The organism is Aeromonas sp. 84A, assembly GCF_051919345.1.
GTDB lineage: Bacteria > Pseudomonadota > Gammaproteobacteria > Enterobacterales > Aeromonadaceae > Aeromonas > Aeromonas veronii.
Genome location: NZ_JBQBEW010000001.1, coordinates 1,048,412 through 1,062,904 on the forward strand (window position 1 = coordinate 1,048,412; position 14,493 = coordinate 1,062,904).

The window sequence follows — 14,493 nt, forward strand, 5'->3', positions numbered from 1 at the left end:
AACCATCCCCTCATATGGGCGAGTCGTGGCGCGGCTTTCAGGGGTATGATCGCCGGTATTGACCGCCAAATACCGAGCGATAGCCCTCCATGTTCAATCACGAAATGATCCTTAACCACATTGATGACATATTCGGCCACGACATGCATGCCAAGCGAGCCTTGTCACTGGCCAATGCCACTCTCGGAGTTATCGAGTCAGGATCGTTGGCCATCCATGCCATCGGCAATGGCCTTTCGCTTGCCAATGGCCTGGAGCGAAAGCATGCCGTCAAACAGGTCGACCGTTTACTGACCAACACCAAGCTCAGCGTCTGGAGCCTGTTTGATGACTGGGTTCCTTATGTGGTGGCCGAGCGCACCGAGATCGTCGTCTCCATGGACTGGACCGAGTTTGATACGGATGACCACAGCACCCTGGTTATCAGCCTGCAAACCAGCCATGGCCGCAGCACTCCGCTTCTGTGGAAGACCCACCAGAAATCGCGACTCAAAGGCCAGCGCAATGCTCATGAGAAAGAGCTGCTGACCAAGCTTAAACAGACCTTGCCAGAAGGGATTTTTGTCACTGTGGTCGCCGACCGAGGCTTTGGCTACATGGAGTTGTTTGAGCGTCTGGAACAAGAGCTGGATTTTGCTTATGTCATTCGTTTTAAAGGAAATATCCTGGTTGGCTACCCAAGTATGGAGCAGGTGCCAGCCAGTGACTGGCTGACCCCCACCGGGCGGACTCGCACACACAAAGAGGTCTAGCTCACCAATCAGCGGCAACGGGTAGAGCGGGTGTATTGCTGTCAAAAGAGCGACATGAAAGAGCCCTGGTTTTTAGCCAGCAATCGGGTCGATTTGAGCGCTGCCAAGGCATTGCAACTCTATGGTCAACGCTGGGGTATCGAGACCAGTTTTCGTGACATCAAGGACTACAAATTTGGCATGGGAATGGGAGAGGTGCGCATCAGTAACACGGCTCGCCGCGACCGTCTGTTTCTGTTCAGTGCGCTGGCGATAGTGCTGTTAACCCTGTTGGGCAAGGCGGGTGACAGTGCAGGTCTGGAGAGAACCATCAAGGTCAACACGAGCAAAACGCGGACCTATTCGTTCTTTCGACAGGGTGTCATTTACTACCAATTACTCCCCAAGATGAAAGAGGCCTACGCTCGCTTACTGATGGAAAGATTCACCTATTACCTGAAGCAGCATCGGTTATATATCCGCACATTTGGAATTATTTGAGTCTCAAAAAATGAGGGGATCAGTAAGGCCCCTACCCATTCTTTTCCAACCAGGCGAAACTGCGCTCTACTGCCTAAGGCTGCGGTTTCACTTTGAAACTGTGCAGCTCACTGCATTTGGCTATTTACACACTAATCCCACTTTTCCCAGTTTAAAGAGCATCAACCTTAGGCCTTGTTTTGTTGCAACTGATCAAACTTGGCATGTACCCGGTTAGGGTAAAGATCGGTGTAGATCTGCCAGAGGATGTTGATGTTTCTGTGGCCGGTGACCTGGGCAACCTCATCGATGACAAAGCCTGCCTCAAACAGGCGGCAGGCCCCTTCGCGGCGCAGATCGTGCCAGCGCAGATCATCGATACCAAGCTCTGTTCTGACCCGCTGGAAACCGGCGGTGACGCTCTTGCCGTTATAGGGGAAGATGCGCTCATCGGTTCTGGGCTGACGCTTGAGGATCTCCCAGGCTTCACCCAGCAGGGGCACCAGCATATGGTTCCCTATCTTTTTTCTCGGGTCTTTGCGGTCTTCAACCAACACAGCCCGGTTTTTCTCATCCACGCCAGACCACTTGATCTTGCATACCTCGCTTATCCGCATGCAGCTCAGGATGGCGAAGTTGAGAAGAGCGGTGTAGGGGATCTTGGCCATGCCGCGGCTCTGTCGTTTTTCCAGTCCCAGAATAATCCGATCGAGTTCATCGCTCACCGGACGTCGGGTGCGCTTCTGGGCTTTCCCCACCAGTTTCAGGTTGTTGAGGGTCTTGCGTGCTTCTAGGATGAGCTTGTTGTCGACCGGGATATTGAAGACGGGGTTGGCGGCTGCAAAAACAGAACCAAGGTAGCTGATGTCGTGAGCAATGGTAGCTGGAGACGCCCCCGCATCTCTTCTGGCTTGGCAGTGATCGACCAGGTCTTTGATGGTGAGCTCGTCGGCATTGAGCTTGGCGATATCGCAATCGGCAACCAGGTCGAGGCAATAAGCCTTGGTTCTGCCTATGGTGGGGCTGATGGCTGGATGGGCACGGTAGAGAGAAATGAGTTCGCGGATGGTGGGGGCGGGTTGTACCTGTCCTGGCAAACCATCCCTCTCGATCATCGCAACCATCTGCATTCCCCAGCTCTTGGCGTCGGACTGTCTGCCAAAGGTTCGGGATTCTCGGTATACTACCTCTTCGCCTTTATGTTCCCTGACGGTACAGCGATAGCGTAACTCGCCTTTGCTGGTCTTACGTTTTTCTATTGTGTAGCCGGCCATAGATACCTCGTGGAATACACCTGCCCCATGAAATGGTGGGGCAGATATGGGGCAGGTTCAATCAACAAATGTCTGGAAACACCCGCAAATGACTCAGAAACAAATCAGTGAAAACCCCGTTAAATCAGGCTCTGAGGCCATATCTGGCAAGCCTGCCCACCGCCAGACATTCTCGATCGCCCCCATGCTGGACTGGACTGATCGGCATTGCCGTTACTTTCATCGACTGATGAGCCGCCAGACCTTGCTCTATACCGAAATGGTGACCACCGGCGCCATCATCCACGGTAAGGGGGATTATCTGGGTTACAGCGAGCAGGAGCACCCCATCTCCCTGCAGCTGGGTGGCAGCAATCCTGCCGATCTGGCGCGCTGTGCCAAGCTGGCCGAGGAACGCGGCTATGACGAGGTGAACATCAACGTCGGTTGCCCCTCCGATCGGGTGCAGAACGGCCGTTTTGGCGCCTGCCTGATGGGGGAACCGGCCCTAGTGGCAGACTGCGTCAAGGCGATGCGCGATGTGGTCGATATTCCGGTGACGGTGAAGACCCGTATCGGTATCGACGATCAGGACTCCTACGAATTTCTGCAGGCCTTTATCGAACAGGTGCGCGATGCCGGTTGCGATACCTTTATCGTCCATGCCCGCAAGGCGTGGCTGAGTGGCTTGAGCCCCAAGGAGAACCGCGAGATCCCGCCCCTCGATTACCCTCGGGTCTATCGGGTCAAGCAGGATTACCCGGATCTCACCATCGCCCTCAACGGCGGTGTCACCTCCATGGAGCAGACTCTGGAACACCTGCAACACGTCGATGGCGTCATGATGGGGCGCGAAGCCTATCAGAACCCCTACATTCTGGCGCAGGTGGATAATCTGGTGTTCGGCCAGAATAACGCCGTGCCGAGCCGCCACGAGGTGGTGCGGATGATGCTGCCCTATATCGAGCAGGAGCTGGCCAAGGGCAACTACCTCTCCCACATGACCCGCCATATGCTGGGGCTGTTCCAGAACATGCAGGGGGCCCGCGCCTGGCGCCGTCACCTGAGCGAGAATGCCTGCAAACCGGGAGCGGATATTCAGGTGGTGCTGGATGCCATGGCCAAGGTGCCGGAGCTTGCCGCCAGCGAGCAGGGCGAATAACTCTCCTGTCAGGCAAAGCGAAAAAAGCGCGTCAGTTGACGCGCTTTTTTGATCGCTGTCGCTTCAATATCTGAACTGGTTGATCAGCCGCGAGAGATCTTGCAGCCGCTCAACCAGCAGGGTGATGCCATCTAGCGCCTGCCTGCTGTTGTCGGCGGTGTGGCTGGCCAGCTGGTGGATCTGGTGTACCCCTTCATCGAGGGTCGCGGTCACGTCGGCCTGCTGACTCACCGCCTGGGCGATCTCGTCGCTGGTGCGGGTTACCTGCCCCAGCATCCGGTTGATCTGGGTGAGCACGTCGGCGGTGGTGCCCGCGTGTTGCTGGCAGCGCACCGAGGTCTGCGCCCCTTGTGTCATCCCGTCCGACAGCTGTCGTGTAGTCTGTTGCAGCGCCTGGATCATCTCGTGGATCTCGCTGGTCGAGGCGCGGGTCTTCTGGGCCAGCGCCCTCACTTCATCCGCCACCACGGCAAAACCGCGCCCCTGTTCGCCAGCCCGGGCAGCCTCGATGGCTGCATTGAGGGCGAGCAAGTTGGTCTGGTCGGCGATTTGGCTGATCACCTCCAGAATGCCGCTGATCTTCTGGCTGTCGCTGGTGAGCTGGGCCAGCACGGCATGGTTGGCATCCAGCTCCTGATGGAGTTGGTTGACGGCGGAGCGGGTGGTCGCCAATGCTTGCAGCCCCTCGTCGGAGACCTGCTGTACCTCTATGACCAGATTGCTCGCCTCATGGGCACTGTGGGCCACATCCCGAATGGAGTGGCTCAGTTCGGTGATGGCGGTCGCCAGCTGCTCGCTGTGGGCGCGCTGCTGCTGCAGGTGGGTATCGATAGTCTGGATATTGCCCCGGTCATCTTCGGCTGCCTGCAGGATCTGCTGGTTGGTGTCGGCGCTGCGCCCGACCACGGCCTTGAGCTCGGCCTGTTTCATCCGCAGGGCCAGTTCGACGGCCGCCAGAGTGTCGCGCCGTCGGGTGTAGAGCACCTGACAGAGGCGGGTTCCCTTGTCTTGATCGGCAAGGGTGAGCAGATGAGCCAGCCGTTGCTGCAATCGCCAGCCGTGGGTTGCCTGTGCCAACAGCAACAGGGCGGTGGGCAGCAGCCATAACAGGTTGCCGGTAGCAAAGGTAGCAAGGGTGGTGAACAAGGCAGAAGCGGAGAGCCAGAGAGTCAGCTGACCCGGTTCAATGTGACACCGGCTCAGCCAGGGAAGTGCCTTGCCGCTTCGCAGCAGGCCATAGAGCTGCTCGGCCCAGGCCACATCGCTGGCGGCGGGTTTGGTACGCACCGACTGGAACTCGACGATCTCCTTCTGCGCATTGAGGATCGGGGTGACGTAAGCGTTTACCCAATAGAACTGACCGCTTTTGGCGCGGTTCTTGACCAGCCCCATCCAGCTTTTGCCCTGTCGCAACCGCTGCCACATGTCGGCGAAGGCCGCCTTGGGCATGTCGGGGTGACGTACCAGATTGTGGGGTACGCCTTCCATTTCGGCTGCACCATACCCGGCCACATCACAGAAGTGCTGGTTGGCGTAGGTAATATGACTGGCGGGATCCGTGGTCGAGATGAGTGCGATGTTGTCGGGGAAGTGTATCTCCCCCTCCTGATGGAGTCTGGTCATGTGTCGTTCCTGAAAAAGCCAAATAACTGATAACTATGTTTTTTATTGTCGTTCTCAGTTAATCATTCTAAGGCTCTTCAGTGACCCGAACTTGGCTTGGGTCAATTAATCAACACAATGAATTGATGAAGTAAGGGTCAGCTGGCCGGTGTGAAATCGTGAACTTCACCCTTTCTTGGGGCGAGGCGAGGATCATCATCTTTGTACTCATGTACAAGCTGCATGGTTTTGCAGAAGCTGGCCTGCTTGTCGTACTCCTGACGAGCCAACTCGATGGCCCGCTCGGCCCGGCGCCGCTCCATCTTGTCAGACTTGCGATCACTGAACTGTTGCTGCTGATGCAGCATCCAGCCGACAAACTCTTGCTGGCATTGGGATTCGCTGTTGGCCTGTGCAGGCAGGGTCCACAACAACGAGAGCAGTATCAAATAACGCATGTCTGACTGGGTATTGAAGATTAATTGAACAGAAGGGGCGGCATTTTAGGCTGGAAATCGTGGTGTGAACAGTATCAATAGCGAGGCCCAGCGGGGCCTCGCATCGTTGTGGCCGGTGTCAGTGTTTGACGAGGTAGAGTTGGCGGCTGTAGGCCACATCCTCCGGGTTGTTGATGGGGTAGCCCTTGAGCCATGGCTTGATGAGTCGGGCATTGGTGTACTGGTAGATGGGGGCGATGGGGGCTTGATCCAGCAGGATCGCTTCCGCCTCGCCAAACAGCTTGCTACGGCTGGCGACATCCTGAGTGCTGGCCGCCTCTGCCAGCAGCTGGTCATAACGGGCATTGGCAAAGCCTGCCATATTGCCGCTGTGACGGGAGCCCCAAAGGCCAAGGAACGCTGACGGGTCGTTGTAATCTGCGACCCAGGAGGAGCGGATCACCTCGAACTGACCGCTCTGGCGACTGTCGAGATAGGTTTTCCACTCCCGATTGGTCAGCTCGACCTCGGCGCCCAGCTTCTGCTTCCACATGCTGGCAATCGCCAGTGCCATCTTCTTGTGAATTTCCGCGGTGTTGTAGAGCAGGGTCAGCTTGAGCGGCTTGTCCGGGCCGTAACCGGCCTCCTTGAGCAGGGACTTGGCCTTGCTGTCCAGCGCCGGCTGGCTGCTGGTGGAGAGCAAGTTGGCGGCCGGGGTGAAGCTGGCGGTCACATCCGGAGTGAAGTGATAAGCCGGTTTCTCGCCGGTACCGAGCACCTTGTCGGCGATCAGGGCGCGGTCGATGGTGTAGGAGAGCGCTTTGCGCACCCGCACATCGTTCAGTGGTGCCTGACGGGTATTGAAGGCGTAGTAGTAGGTACCGAGCTGATCCGGGGTGTAGACCTCATTCGGGATCTGCTGCTTCAGCTTGGCGTACTGCTCCTTGGGGAAGGATTCGGTGATATGCAGATCGCCCGCCAGATAGCGGTTGGTGGCCGCGCTCTCCTGATTGATAGGCATGAAGATCACCTTTGTCAATACGGTATGGGCCCGATCCCAGTAATAAGGGTTGGGGGTCAGCTCCAGCTTCTCGTTGACCACCCGATTGTTCAGCACAAAGGCACCGTTGCCCACCAGTTTGCCGGGTTGGGTCCACAGGTTGCCGTACTGCTCGATGCTGGCTTGATGGAGCGGCGACAGGCTGGGGTGGCTCAGCAGGTTCAGGAAGTAGGGCACCGGCTGGGAGAGGGTCACCTGCAGGGTGTGGTCATCGAGGGCCTTGACCCCCAGCTCGCTGGCAGGCAATTTGCCAGCGACTATTTCGTCCACCTTGTCGAAACGGGCCAGTTGGGCAAACCAGGCGAAGGTGGCCGCCTCTTTCGGGTCGACCAGCTTGCGCCAGCCGTAGACGAAGTCACCGGCCTTGACCGGATCGCCGTTGGACCAGCGCGCATCCGGGCGCAGATGGAAGGTAAAGAACTGGTTGCCCTTGTTCTCCCAGCTGGCCGCCACCCCAGCAACCGGTTTGCCATCTGGCCCCTGGGTCAGCAGCCCCTCGAACAGATCCCGCAGTACCTGCAACTCCGGCAGGCCGACCAGCTTGAGCGGGCTCAGGCTCGCAGGTTCATCCTTGAGGTGGCGAACGACAATCTGCTCGGCGGCGAGTTGTGTTCCGGCGGGAATATCGGCAGCCTGGACAGCAGCACAGCCCAGCAGGGCCAGCAAGGGGCTCCATCCTTTCATGGGTCGGATCCTTCAAATAGTGTGAAGCGGGGAGAAAACTCGGCGAGAAAATATCGCCGACAGATGGGAAATCATGATATCCCGTTTGCTGGTCTGACCGCCAGCATTCGACTCTCACTCCCAATCGGGGTAGAAGAGCGTTCCCGGCGTCTGTGCAGTTCAATGTGGTGAGGAGTGTCAAACGATGAAAGCATGGTTATTGCTGGCCTGTGTGTTGAGCCAGGGTGCCTGGGCGTTGGCCCCGTGCCAGAGCGACACGGCGGTGGGCAACTGGTGCGAGATCGGCATCGATGCCTTGCACCCGACCCAGGGGGGCGTCGGCCAGATCCAGGTCGATGAAACCCAGGCCACATTGGCTGGCATGAGCGCAAAGCAGCTCGACAAGTTGATGAAAAAGAAAGAGATCCCCGTGGTGATTGCGCCGGATGGCAGCTACTGGCTGGTGGACCGCCACCATCTCACCAAGGCGTTGTGGCAGCAGGGCGTCAAGGATGCCCGGGTCAAGGTGATTGGCCGTCTGCAGGATAAAGCCAACTTCTGGAGTCAGATGCAGAACAACCACTGGGCCTGGCTCAAGGATGAGAAGGGGCAGCCGCTGACCCCGGAGCAGTTGCCGAGCAGCATCGACAAGCTGCCTGATTACCCCTATCGCACCCTCGCCGGACTGCTGCAGAATGCGGGCTACTTTCGCAAGGACAAACAGGTCTATTTCGTCGAGTTTGCCTGGGCCAGCTGGCTCGGCAAGCAGATGCAGTGGATGCCGGTGGACAGCGCCAATCTGGCGGCCCGCCTGCAACAGGCCAAACGGCTCGCCTGCGGCAGCGATGCCAAGGATCTACCCGGTTATCCCGGCAAGCAGTGCAGCCTCAACCAGTCCAAAAGCGCGCAGTGAGTGGATGTGCGATGAGGGCATCCAGAGCATGCCGGAGATAAAAGAGGGCGACCCCGGGGTCGCCCTTCTGCTGTCAGCTTGTTACTGCTGGCTGGCGGTGGTCACTCATGGCGCTCCGCCCAGTGGGCAGCCGCCTGCTCAAGCAGGGCGACTTCACCTTGCTGGATCAGCGGTAGCAGATCGTTGAGCTGTTGATCCGGCCAATCCCACCAGGCGAGGGCCTGTAGCCGGGCAATCTCCTCCTCGCCAAAGCGCATCCGCACCACCCTGGCTGGGGTGCCCGCCACCATGGCATAGGGCGGCACATCCTGATTGACCAGCGAACGGGCGGCGATGATGGCGCCATCGCCAATAGTGACACCGGGCATGATCATCGCCTCCATGCCGATCCAGACATCGTTGCCGATGCGGGTATCGCCTGCGGGGCGGTAGCTGCGCTTGAGCGCCGCCAGATCGGCGAACGGATAGGTGCTGATGAAGGACGTGTTGTGGGTGTGGTTGCCGCCCATGATGATCTTTACCCCGGCGGCAATCTGCACATAGTCGCCGATATGGAGCCGGTCGATATGCCAGAGCGGCTCCCAGCCGGTGTCCGGGCTGCGGCTGAAGGGATCGCCATGGAGGTAGCGCACCGCCACCTCTTCGAAGGGGCCATCCCAGGCACCCGAGTAGTAGCTGTGCTGCCCCTTGAGGCAGATATTGGGGTTGGTCACCGTCAGGTGCAGGTATTCGACCTGCGACCAGTGTTGGCAGGGGTTCATGTTGGTACTCCTTTGCTGAATGGATCGGATGGGTTGCGTTCGCTTGAGCGCAGCTAATAGATCCAGACCAGCATGCGGGGCACGCAGAGCAGGGAGCAGCCCAGCATCTGCGGGAGGCGAGGTCGCATTGTGGTGTGCTCCAAAGAAGGGTGGAAGGGCACGATCATAAGGTCGGGCGCCGGGTTTGCCAAGGTTGCGCAGAGATCCTGCACTAACCCTCTGGTTGATATTTATTCTCAATTAGCCATGATAACACTCCCACCATGACGGACTCGGGAGAGTGAGATGACACCGCAAAGTTGGCAACGATACATGCTGGAGGCGGAGCGTGCCTGGCAGGCCGGTTCGCTGGGGGCTGCGATCTGCTTTTATCAGCAGGCGCTGGGGGATGTTTACGAGATGACCCAGGTCGAGTTGACCGAATTGGCCACCATGCGAGTCGCCACCTGCCACCGGCTGGCCGACTTCTGGCGGGCGATGGATGAGCCGACTTACGAGCTGCGCTACCTGAAACTCGCCTCCGAGCTGGTCACGGCGCTGGTGCCACAATGCCCCAACCGGGAGTGCGAGGCACTGATCAGCGAGCTGGGTTGCTGCCGTGGGGCCCTGCTCGCCTTTCTCAAGCGCCACCCGAATCCGGAAATTGCCCGGCTGATCCAGTTGCAGGACAAGGTACAGGGCTGCGAGCTGATCGGCCGTTTTCGCCTCAACTGAACGGATGTGGGCGCGGCTCAGCTCCGCTGTTTGAGTTTTTGGGCGATCCGCTGCTGCGCCTCTTCCCCTTGCAGTGCCTGGGCGAAGGCGCGCGCCTCTAGATCGATGACAAAGTGCACCGCCTGTTTGAGCTCCTGTTTCAGCAGAGCCTTGCTCTTTTGCAGCGCTCTGGGCGGCTTGGCCGCCAGCTTCAGCCCCTGCTCGCGGGCAAAGGAGAGCACTCCATTGGCCGCCACCACCTTGTTGGCGAGCCCGAATCGCAGCGCCTCCTCGGCATCCATCGCCTCGGCCAGCAGCAACAGCTCCGCCGCCTTGAGGTGCCCCACCAGACGCGGCAGCAGCAGGCTGGAGGCAAACTCCGGCACCAGCCCCAGCTCGACGAAGGGGAGCTGCAAGCGGGCGTTATCCGCCAGATAGACCATATCGCAGTGCAGCAGAATGGTGGTGCCAATCCCCACTGCCGGGCCCGCAACGGCGGCGATCACGGGTTTGGGGAAGTCGGCAAGGGTGTGGAGGAACTGCAGGATGGGGTCGTCGGGCTCCAGCGAGCTCTTGCCCATAAAGTCGGCCAGATCATTGCCCGCGGTAAAGCAATCCTGCTGCCCCTGCAACAGCAGGACATGCACCTCCTCATCGGCTGCCGCCTCTCGCAGCGCTGCCACCAGTTGCTTATAGAGCTCGGTATTGAGAGCGTTGCGTTTGTCGGGGCGGTTGAGGGTCAGGGTGAGCAAGCCATCCTGCTGCTCGGCAATGAGAATGGGGGCCATGTCTAAATCCTTGTTATTGAAAGGTGCAAAAAAGGTTGCTGCTGGGGTAACCTTGGCGCCGTTTAACAACATCATAAAAGGATTTCAACCATGTTTAAACGTGCGTTTTATTCTCTGCTGGTTCTGGGTATGACGGCGCCTGCACTGGCCAAGGTCGAGGCTGTCGACGGCTATGTGCGCCTGTTGCCGCCGGGCTCCCCCAACACTGCCGCCTTTATGGTGCTCAAGAATGACGCCGACCAGCCGGTCAAGCTGGTGGCGGCGGCTTCTGCTGCGGCCGGGCGTGCCGAGCTGCACACTCATCTGCACGAAAATGGCGTGATGAAGATGCGTCAGGTCGAGAATATCGAGATCCCGGCCAAGGGCGAAGCGGTGCTGAAACCGGGCAGCCTGCACATCATGCTGTTCGAGGTGGGCACGCTCTCCGAGCAGACCCCTTTCCCGCTCACCCTCACCATGGATGATGGTCAGAAGCTGGATCTGTCACTGCCGGTGAAGCCGATTGAGCCGATGGCAGAGATGAAGCATATGAAGCACTGACATTTGTCGTCGTTTGTTCAGGATTGACGCTGGGTATTTTGGCTGCACCGAGTAAAATAGTGCTCTTTTCCATGTATGCAAGAGGAAGTGACGTAATGAAAAAGACGCTGATTGCCGGTTTTGTGCTGGCTCTGTGCAGCCAGAGTGCCATGGCCGCTGACGACTGGCGTTTTGCCGCCGGTGCCGACGTATGGGCCGCCAAGGGCAGTGGTCAGGCTTATGGCACCAGTGCTGATGGCAGCTATGACGACAGTTACAACTGGAACGGCTATCTGCAACTGGAACACGGCATCATCTTCCTGCCGAACGCCAAGTTTGAAGTCTCCGATTTCAGCACCTCCGGCGGCAACTTCAAGAACGATCTGACCGCCTACGATCTGAGCCTCTACTACCGTCTGTTCAACAACGATCTGTTCAAGATCGATCTGGGGATGACCGGTCGTCACTACGATGGCGAGCAGGTCTACTTCGGCCGCAAGGGTTATGACGAAGATACCCTGATGGCCTATGCCGGCAGTGAAGTGAAGATCCCGGGCACCGGCATCGCCTTCTTCGGTGATCTGCGCACTCACGATGCGGACAACTATGACTACCGTCTGGGTGGTTCCTACAAGTTCTCCTCCATGCCGATCAAGCTGCGCGCCGGCTGGCGTGAAGCCAAGGTCGACTTCGCCAATATCGACCAGTCTGTCGATGGCTGGTTCATGGGCGGCGAATTCACTTTCTAATCTGACGTTGTCTGACAACGGGGGTGAAATTCTTCGCCAACATCTATCAGAGCATTCTGTCGATGGATGGTTCATGGGCGATGAATTCACTTTCTAATCTGACCGTCAACTGATGACGAGGAGCGATAATGGGCCACATCATAGTGACAGGTGCCGGTTCCGGTCTCGGCCGGGCGCTGACTATCGGACTGGTTGAGCGGGGCCATCAGGTCTCCATGATGGGGCGCCGTTATCAGCGACTGCAGGAGCAGGAACAACTGCTCGGCAGCGCGGTGATCGGCATCGCGGCCGATCTGGCGCACCATGAAGAGGTCGATGTTGCCTTCGCCGCTGCGGTGGAGTGGGGCGGGCAGCCCGACATGGTGATCCACTGCGCCGGGGTGGGCGAGTTTGGCCCGGTCGGTGTCTACACCGCCGAGCAGATCCGCCGGGTGGTGGAGAGCAATCTCATCTCCACCATTCTGGTGGCCCAGCAGACGGTGCGGCTTATCGGGGAGAAAGGCGGAGTGCTGGCCAATGTGCTCTCCTCCGCCGCTCAGGTGGGCAAGGCTAACGAGAGCCTCTACTGCGCCTCCAAATGGGGGATGCGCGGCTTTCTCGAATCCTTGCGCGCCGAGCTGAAAGGCTCGCCACTGCGGCTGGTCAACCTCTATCCGAGCGGGATCCGCAGCGAATTCTGGGACAACTCGGATCACGTGGACCCGAGTGGCTTCATGACCCCGGAAGATGCGGCGGCCTATATGCTCGACGCGTTGGAAGCCAGAAGCAGCTGCCACGTGACCGATCTCTTTATCGGTCGCAATCCCTGAGGCAACCCTTCATCCGGTTGCCGTCGTCAGAACATACAGAAACAAAAAGCGCGCCAAATGGCGCGCTTTTTTATATCGGGAAGAGGGCGGAATTAACGGCCCAGCTTGGCCTTGATCATGGCGACGATGTCGCTGATGGCCACTTCCTGCTTCTCGCCGGTGCGGCGGCACTTGTACTCCACCACGCCGTTGTCCAGACCGCGATCGCCGATGACGATGGCGTGCGGGATGCCCAGCAGCTCCATGTCGGCGAACATCACGCCCGGGCGCTCTTTACGGTCGTCGAACAGCACGTCCACACCAGCGGCTTTCAGCTCGGCGTAGAACTGCTGTACCTGCTCGGCCACGCGCTCGGATTTGTGCATGTTCATCGGCACGATGGCCACTTCGAACGGAGCGATGGCGTCCGGCCAGATGATGCCGTACTGGTCGTTGTTCTGCTCGATGGCGGCGGCCACCAGACGGGAAACCCCGATACCGTAGCAACCCATCTCCATAGTAACGGACTTGCCAGCTTCGTTCAGCACGCTCGCCTTCATCGCTTCGGAGTATTTGGTACCCAGCTGGAAGATGTGGCCCACTTCGATACCGCGCTTGAGCAGCAGCTTGCCCTGGCCGCACGGGCTCGGGTCGCTTTCTACCACGTTGCGCAGGTCGGCAACTTCGTAAGAAGCGATGTCGCGATCCCAGTTGGCACCGGTCAGGTGGAAGCCGGTCTCGTTGGCGCCGCAGACGAAGTCCGCCAGATGGGCGGCGCTGCGATCGACGATGATGCGACCGGCAAAGCCGACCGGGCCGATGGAACCTGCATCGCAACCGGCGGCAGCTTTAATCTGCTCGTCGTTGGCGAAGGTCAGCGGGTTGGCCACGCCAGCCAGTTTCTCTGCCTTGATTTCGTTCAGTTCGTGGTCGCCACGCAGTACCAGCGCGATGACGGCCTGCTTGCCGTGCTCATCTTCCTCTGCCAGTACCAGCAGGGTCTTGGCGATGGCGGTCGGAGCCACGTTCAGGAAGGCGGCCACTTCGTCGATGGTGTGGACGTTCGGGGTGGCAACCTTGGTCAGGGCTGCGGTGGCTGCAGCGCGCTCACCAGCCGGTGCCAGCGCTTCGGCCATCTCGATGTTGGCGGCGTAATCGGAGCTATCGGAGAAGGCGATCAGATCTTCACCGCTCTCGGCCAGCACCTGGAATTCGTGGGAACCGGTACCACCGATGGAGCCGGTATCGGCCTGCACCGGACGGAAGTTCAGGCCCATGCGGGTGAACGCCTTGCAGTAGGCGGCGTGCATCTTCTCGTAGGTATCGACCAGAGACTCTTTGTCGATGTGGAAGGAGTAGGCATCCTTCATCAGGAATTCGCGGCCACGCATCACGCCGAAACGGGGGCGCACTTCGTCGCGGAACTTGGTCTGGATCTGGTAGAGGTTGAGCGGCAGCTGCTTGTAGCTGTTCACTTCGTAACGCACCAGCGCAGTGATCACCTCTTCGTGGGTCGGGCCCAGCACGAAGGGACGGTTGTGGCGGTCGGTCAGACGGCACAGCTCGGGACCGTAGTCATCCCAGCGGCCGGACTCCTGCCACAGCTCGGCGGGTTGCACTACTGGCATGGAGACTTCGACGGCACCAGCATTGTTCATCTCTTCGCGAACAATGTTCTCGATTTTCTTCAGTACCCGCAGACCGGTTGGCAACCAGGCATACATGCCGGAGGCCAGTTTACGGATCATCCCGGCGCGCAGCATCAGCTGGTGGCTGACAACTTCAGCGTCGGAGGGGGTTTCCTTGAGAGTGGAAAGCAGATATTGGCTGGTACGCATCGCGGTAGACCTTAGCTAGAACGGGCGCGGGGCCCAGGATAATTTCAAGGGCGGAA

Annotated in this window: 13 protein-coding genes and 1 pseudogene; 7 read left to right on the forward strand and 7 right to left on the reverse strand. The window is 58.9% G+C overall.

Going from position 1 to position 14,493, the window contains the following annotated elements; genetic code table 11:
• Nucleotides 1-89: 89 nt before the first annotated feature.
• Nucleotides 90-1,232, forward strand: a pseudogene (locus ACTG20_RS04975) (IS4 family transposase).
• A 167-nt stretch (nt 1,233-1,399) separates the two neighbouring features.
• Here the strand turns inward: ACTG20_RS04975 and ACTG20_RS04980 are convergent.
• Nucleotides 1,400-2,341 carry a tyrosine-type recombinase/integrase gene (locus ACTG20_RS04980; protein ID WP_196783447.1) on the reverse strand — a complete coding sequence of 314 codons (942 nt, stop codon included), beginning with the start codon at nt 2,339-2,341 and terminating at the stop codon, nt 1,400-1,402.
• Nucleotides 2,342-2,573: 232 nt separating this feature from the next.
• Between ACTG20_RS04980 and dusA the strand changes: the two genes are divergently transcribed.
• Complete coding sequence (dusA, locus tag ACTG20_RS04985; RefSeq protein WP_194494971.1) at nt 2,574-3,626, forward strand: tRNA dihydrouridine(20/20a) synthase DusA; 1,053 nt, start codon at nt 2,574-2,576, stop codon at nt 3,624-3,626.
• Nucleotides 3,627-3,689: 63 nt separating this feature from the next.
• Here the strand turns inward: dusA and ACTG20_RS04990 are convergent, their stop codons facing one another.
• The 3 genes from ACTG20_RS04990 to ACTG20_RS05000 all read right to left on the reverse strand — a co-directional run bounded on the left by ACTG20_RS04990 (nt 3,690) and on the right by ACTG20_RS05000 (nt 7,409).
• The gene (locus tag ACTG20_RS04990; protein ID WP_167573904.1) at nt 3,690-5,249 is read right to left on the reverse strand and encodes a methyl-accepting chemotaxis protein; all 1,560 of its coding nucleotides are present in this window, start codon (nt 5,247-5,249) and stop codon (nt 3,690-3,692) included.
• Nucleotides 5,250-5,386: 137 nt separating this feature from the next.
• Nucleotides 5,387-5,686, reverse strand: a complete 300-nt coding sequence (locus ACTG20_RS04995; protein WP_013723462.1) for a hypothetical protein — start codon at nt 5,684-5,686, stop codon at nt 5,387-5,389.
• Between the two features lie 118 nt (nt 5,687-5,804).
• On the reverse strand, nt 5,805-7,409 hold the full coding sequence (locus ACTG20_RS05000; RefSeq protein WP_194494970.1) for a peptide ABC transporter substrate-binding protein: 1,605 nt from the start codon (nt 7,407-7,409) through the stop codon (nt 5,805-5,807).
• A 184-nt stretch (nt 7,410-7,593) separates the two neighbouring features.
• Here ACTG20_RS05000 and ACTG20_RS05005 point away from each other — a divergent pair, with 184 nt between their 5' ends.
• Complete coding sequence (locus ACTG20_RS05005; RefSeq protein ID WP_159144367.1) at nt 7,594-8,301, forward strand: ParB-like protein; 708 nt, start codon at nt 7,594-7,596, stop codon at nt 8,299-8,301.
• A gap of 101 nt (nt 8,302-8,402) precedes the next feature.
• Here ACTG20_RS05005 and ACTG20_RS05010 read toward each other — a convergent pair whose 3' ends face one another.
• Entirely contained in the window at nt 8,403-9,062 is a 660-nt protein-coding gene (locus tag ACTG20_RS05010; protein WP_120415402.1) for a CatB-related O-acetyltransferase, read from the reverse strand.
• A gap of 285 nt (nt 9,063-9,347) precedes the next feature.
• Here ACTG20_RS05010 and ACTG20_RS05015 point away from each other — a divergent pair, with 285 nt between their 5' ends.
• A complete protein-coding gene (locus ACTG20_RS05015; RefSeq protein WP_005335785.1) occupies nt 9,348-9,776 on the forward strand; it encodes a DUF2753 family protein in 429 nt (142 codons plus the stop codon).
• A 17-nt stretch (nt 9,777-9,793) separates the two neighbouring features.
• On the opposite strand, the gene ACTG20_RS05020 is transcribed toward ACTG20_RS05015, so the two are convergent.
• A complete protein-coding gene (locus tag ACTG20_RS05020) occupies nt 9,794-10,543 on the reverse strand; it encodes an enoyl-CoA hydratase-related protein (protein WP_439987495.1) in 750 nt (249 codons plus the stop codon).
• Between the two features lie 90 nt (nt 10,544-10,633).
• Between ACTG20_RS05020 and ACTG20_RS05025 the strand changes: the two genes are divergently transcribed.
• The 3 genes from ACTG20_RS05025 (at nt 10,634) to ACTG20_RS05035 (ending at nt 12,620) form a co-directional block, all read left to right on the forward strand.
• Nucleotides 10,634-11,083, forward strand: a complete 450-nt coding sequence (locus ACTG20_RS05025; protein WP_005335782.1) for a copper chaperone PCu(A)C — start codon at nt 10,634-10,636, stop codon at nt 11,081-11,083.
• A gap of 95 nt (nt 11,084-11,178) precedes the next feature.
• Nucleotides 11,179-11,811, forward strand: a complete 633-nt coding sequence (locus ACTG20_RS05030; RefSeq protein WP_005354809.1) for a TIGR04219 family outer membrane beta-barrel protein — start codon at nt 11,179-11,181, stop codon at nt 11,809-11,811.
• A 128-nt stretch (nt 11,812-11,939) separates the two neighbouring features.
• On the forward strand, nt 11,940-12,620 hold the full coding sequence (locus ACTG20_RS05035; RefSeq protein WP_042052437.1) for an SDR family oxidoreductase: 681 nt from the start codon (nt 11,940-11,942) through the stop codon (nt 12,618-12,620).
• Nucleotides 12,621-12,712: 92 nt separating this feature from the next.
• Here the strand turns inward: ACTG20_RS05035 and ACTG20_RS05040 are convergent, their stop codons facing one another.
• Nucleotides 12,713-14,437 carry a proline--tRNA ligase gene (locus tag ACTG20_RS05040; protein ID WP_439987496.1) on the reverse strand — a complete coding sequence of 575 codons (1,725 nt, stop codon included), beginning with the start codon at nt 14,435-14,437 and terminating at the stop codon, nt 12,713-12,715.
• Nucleotides 14,438-14,493: the final 56 nt, after the last annotated feature.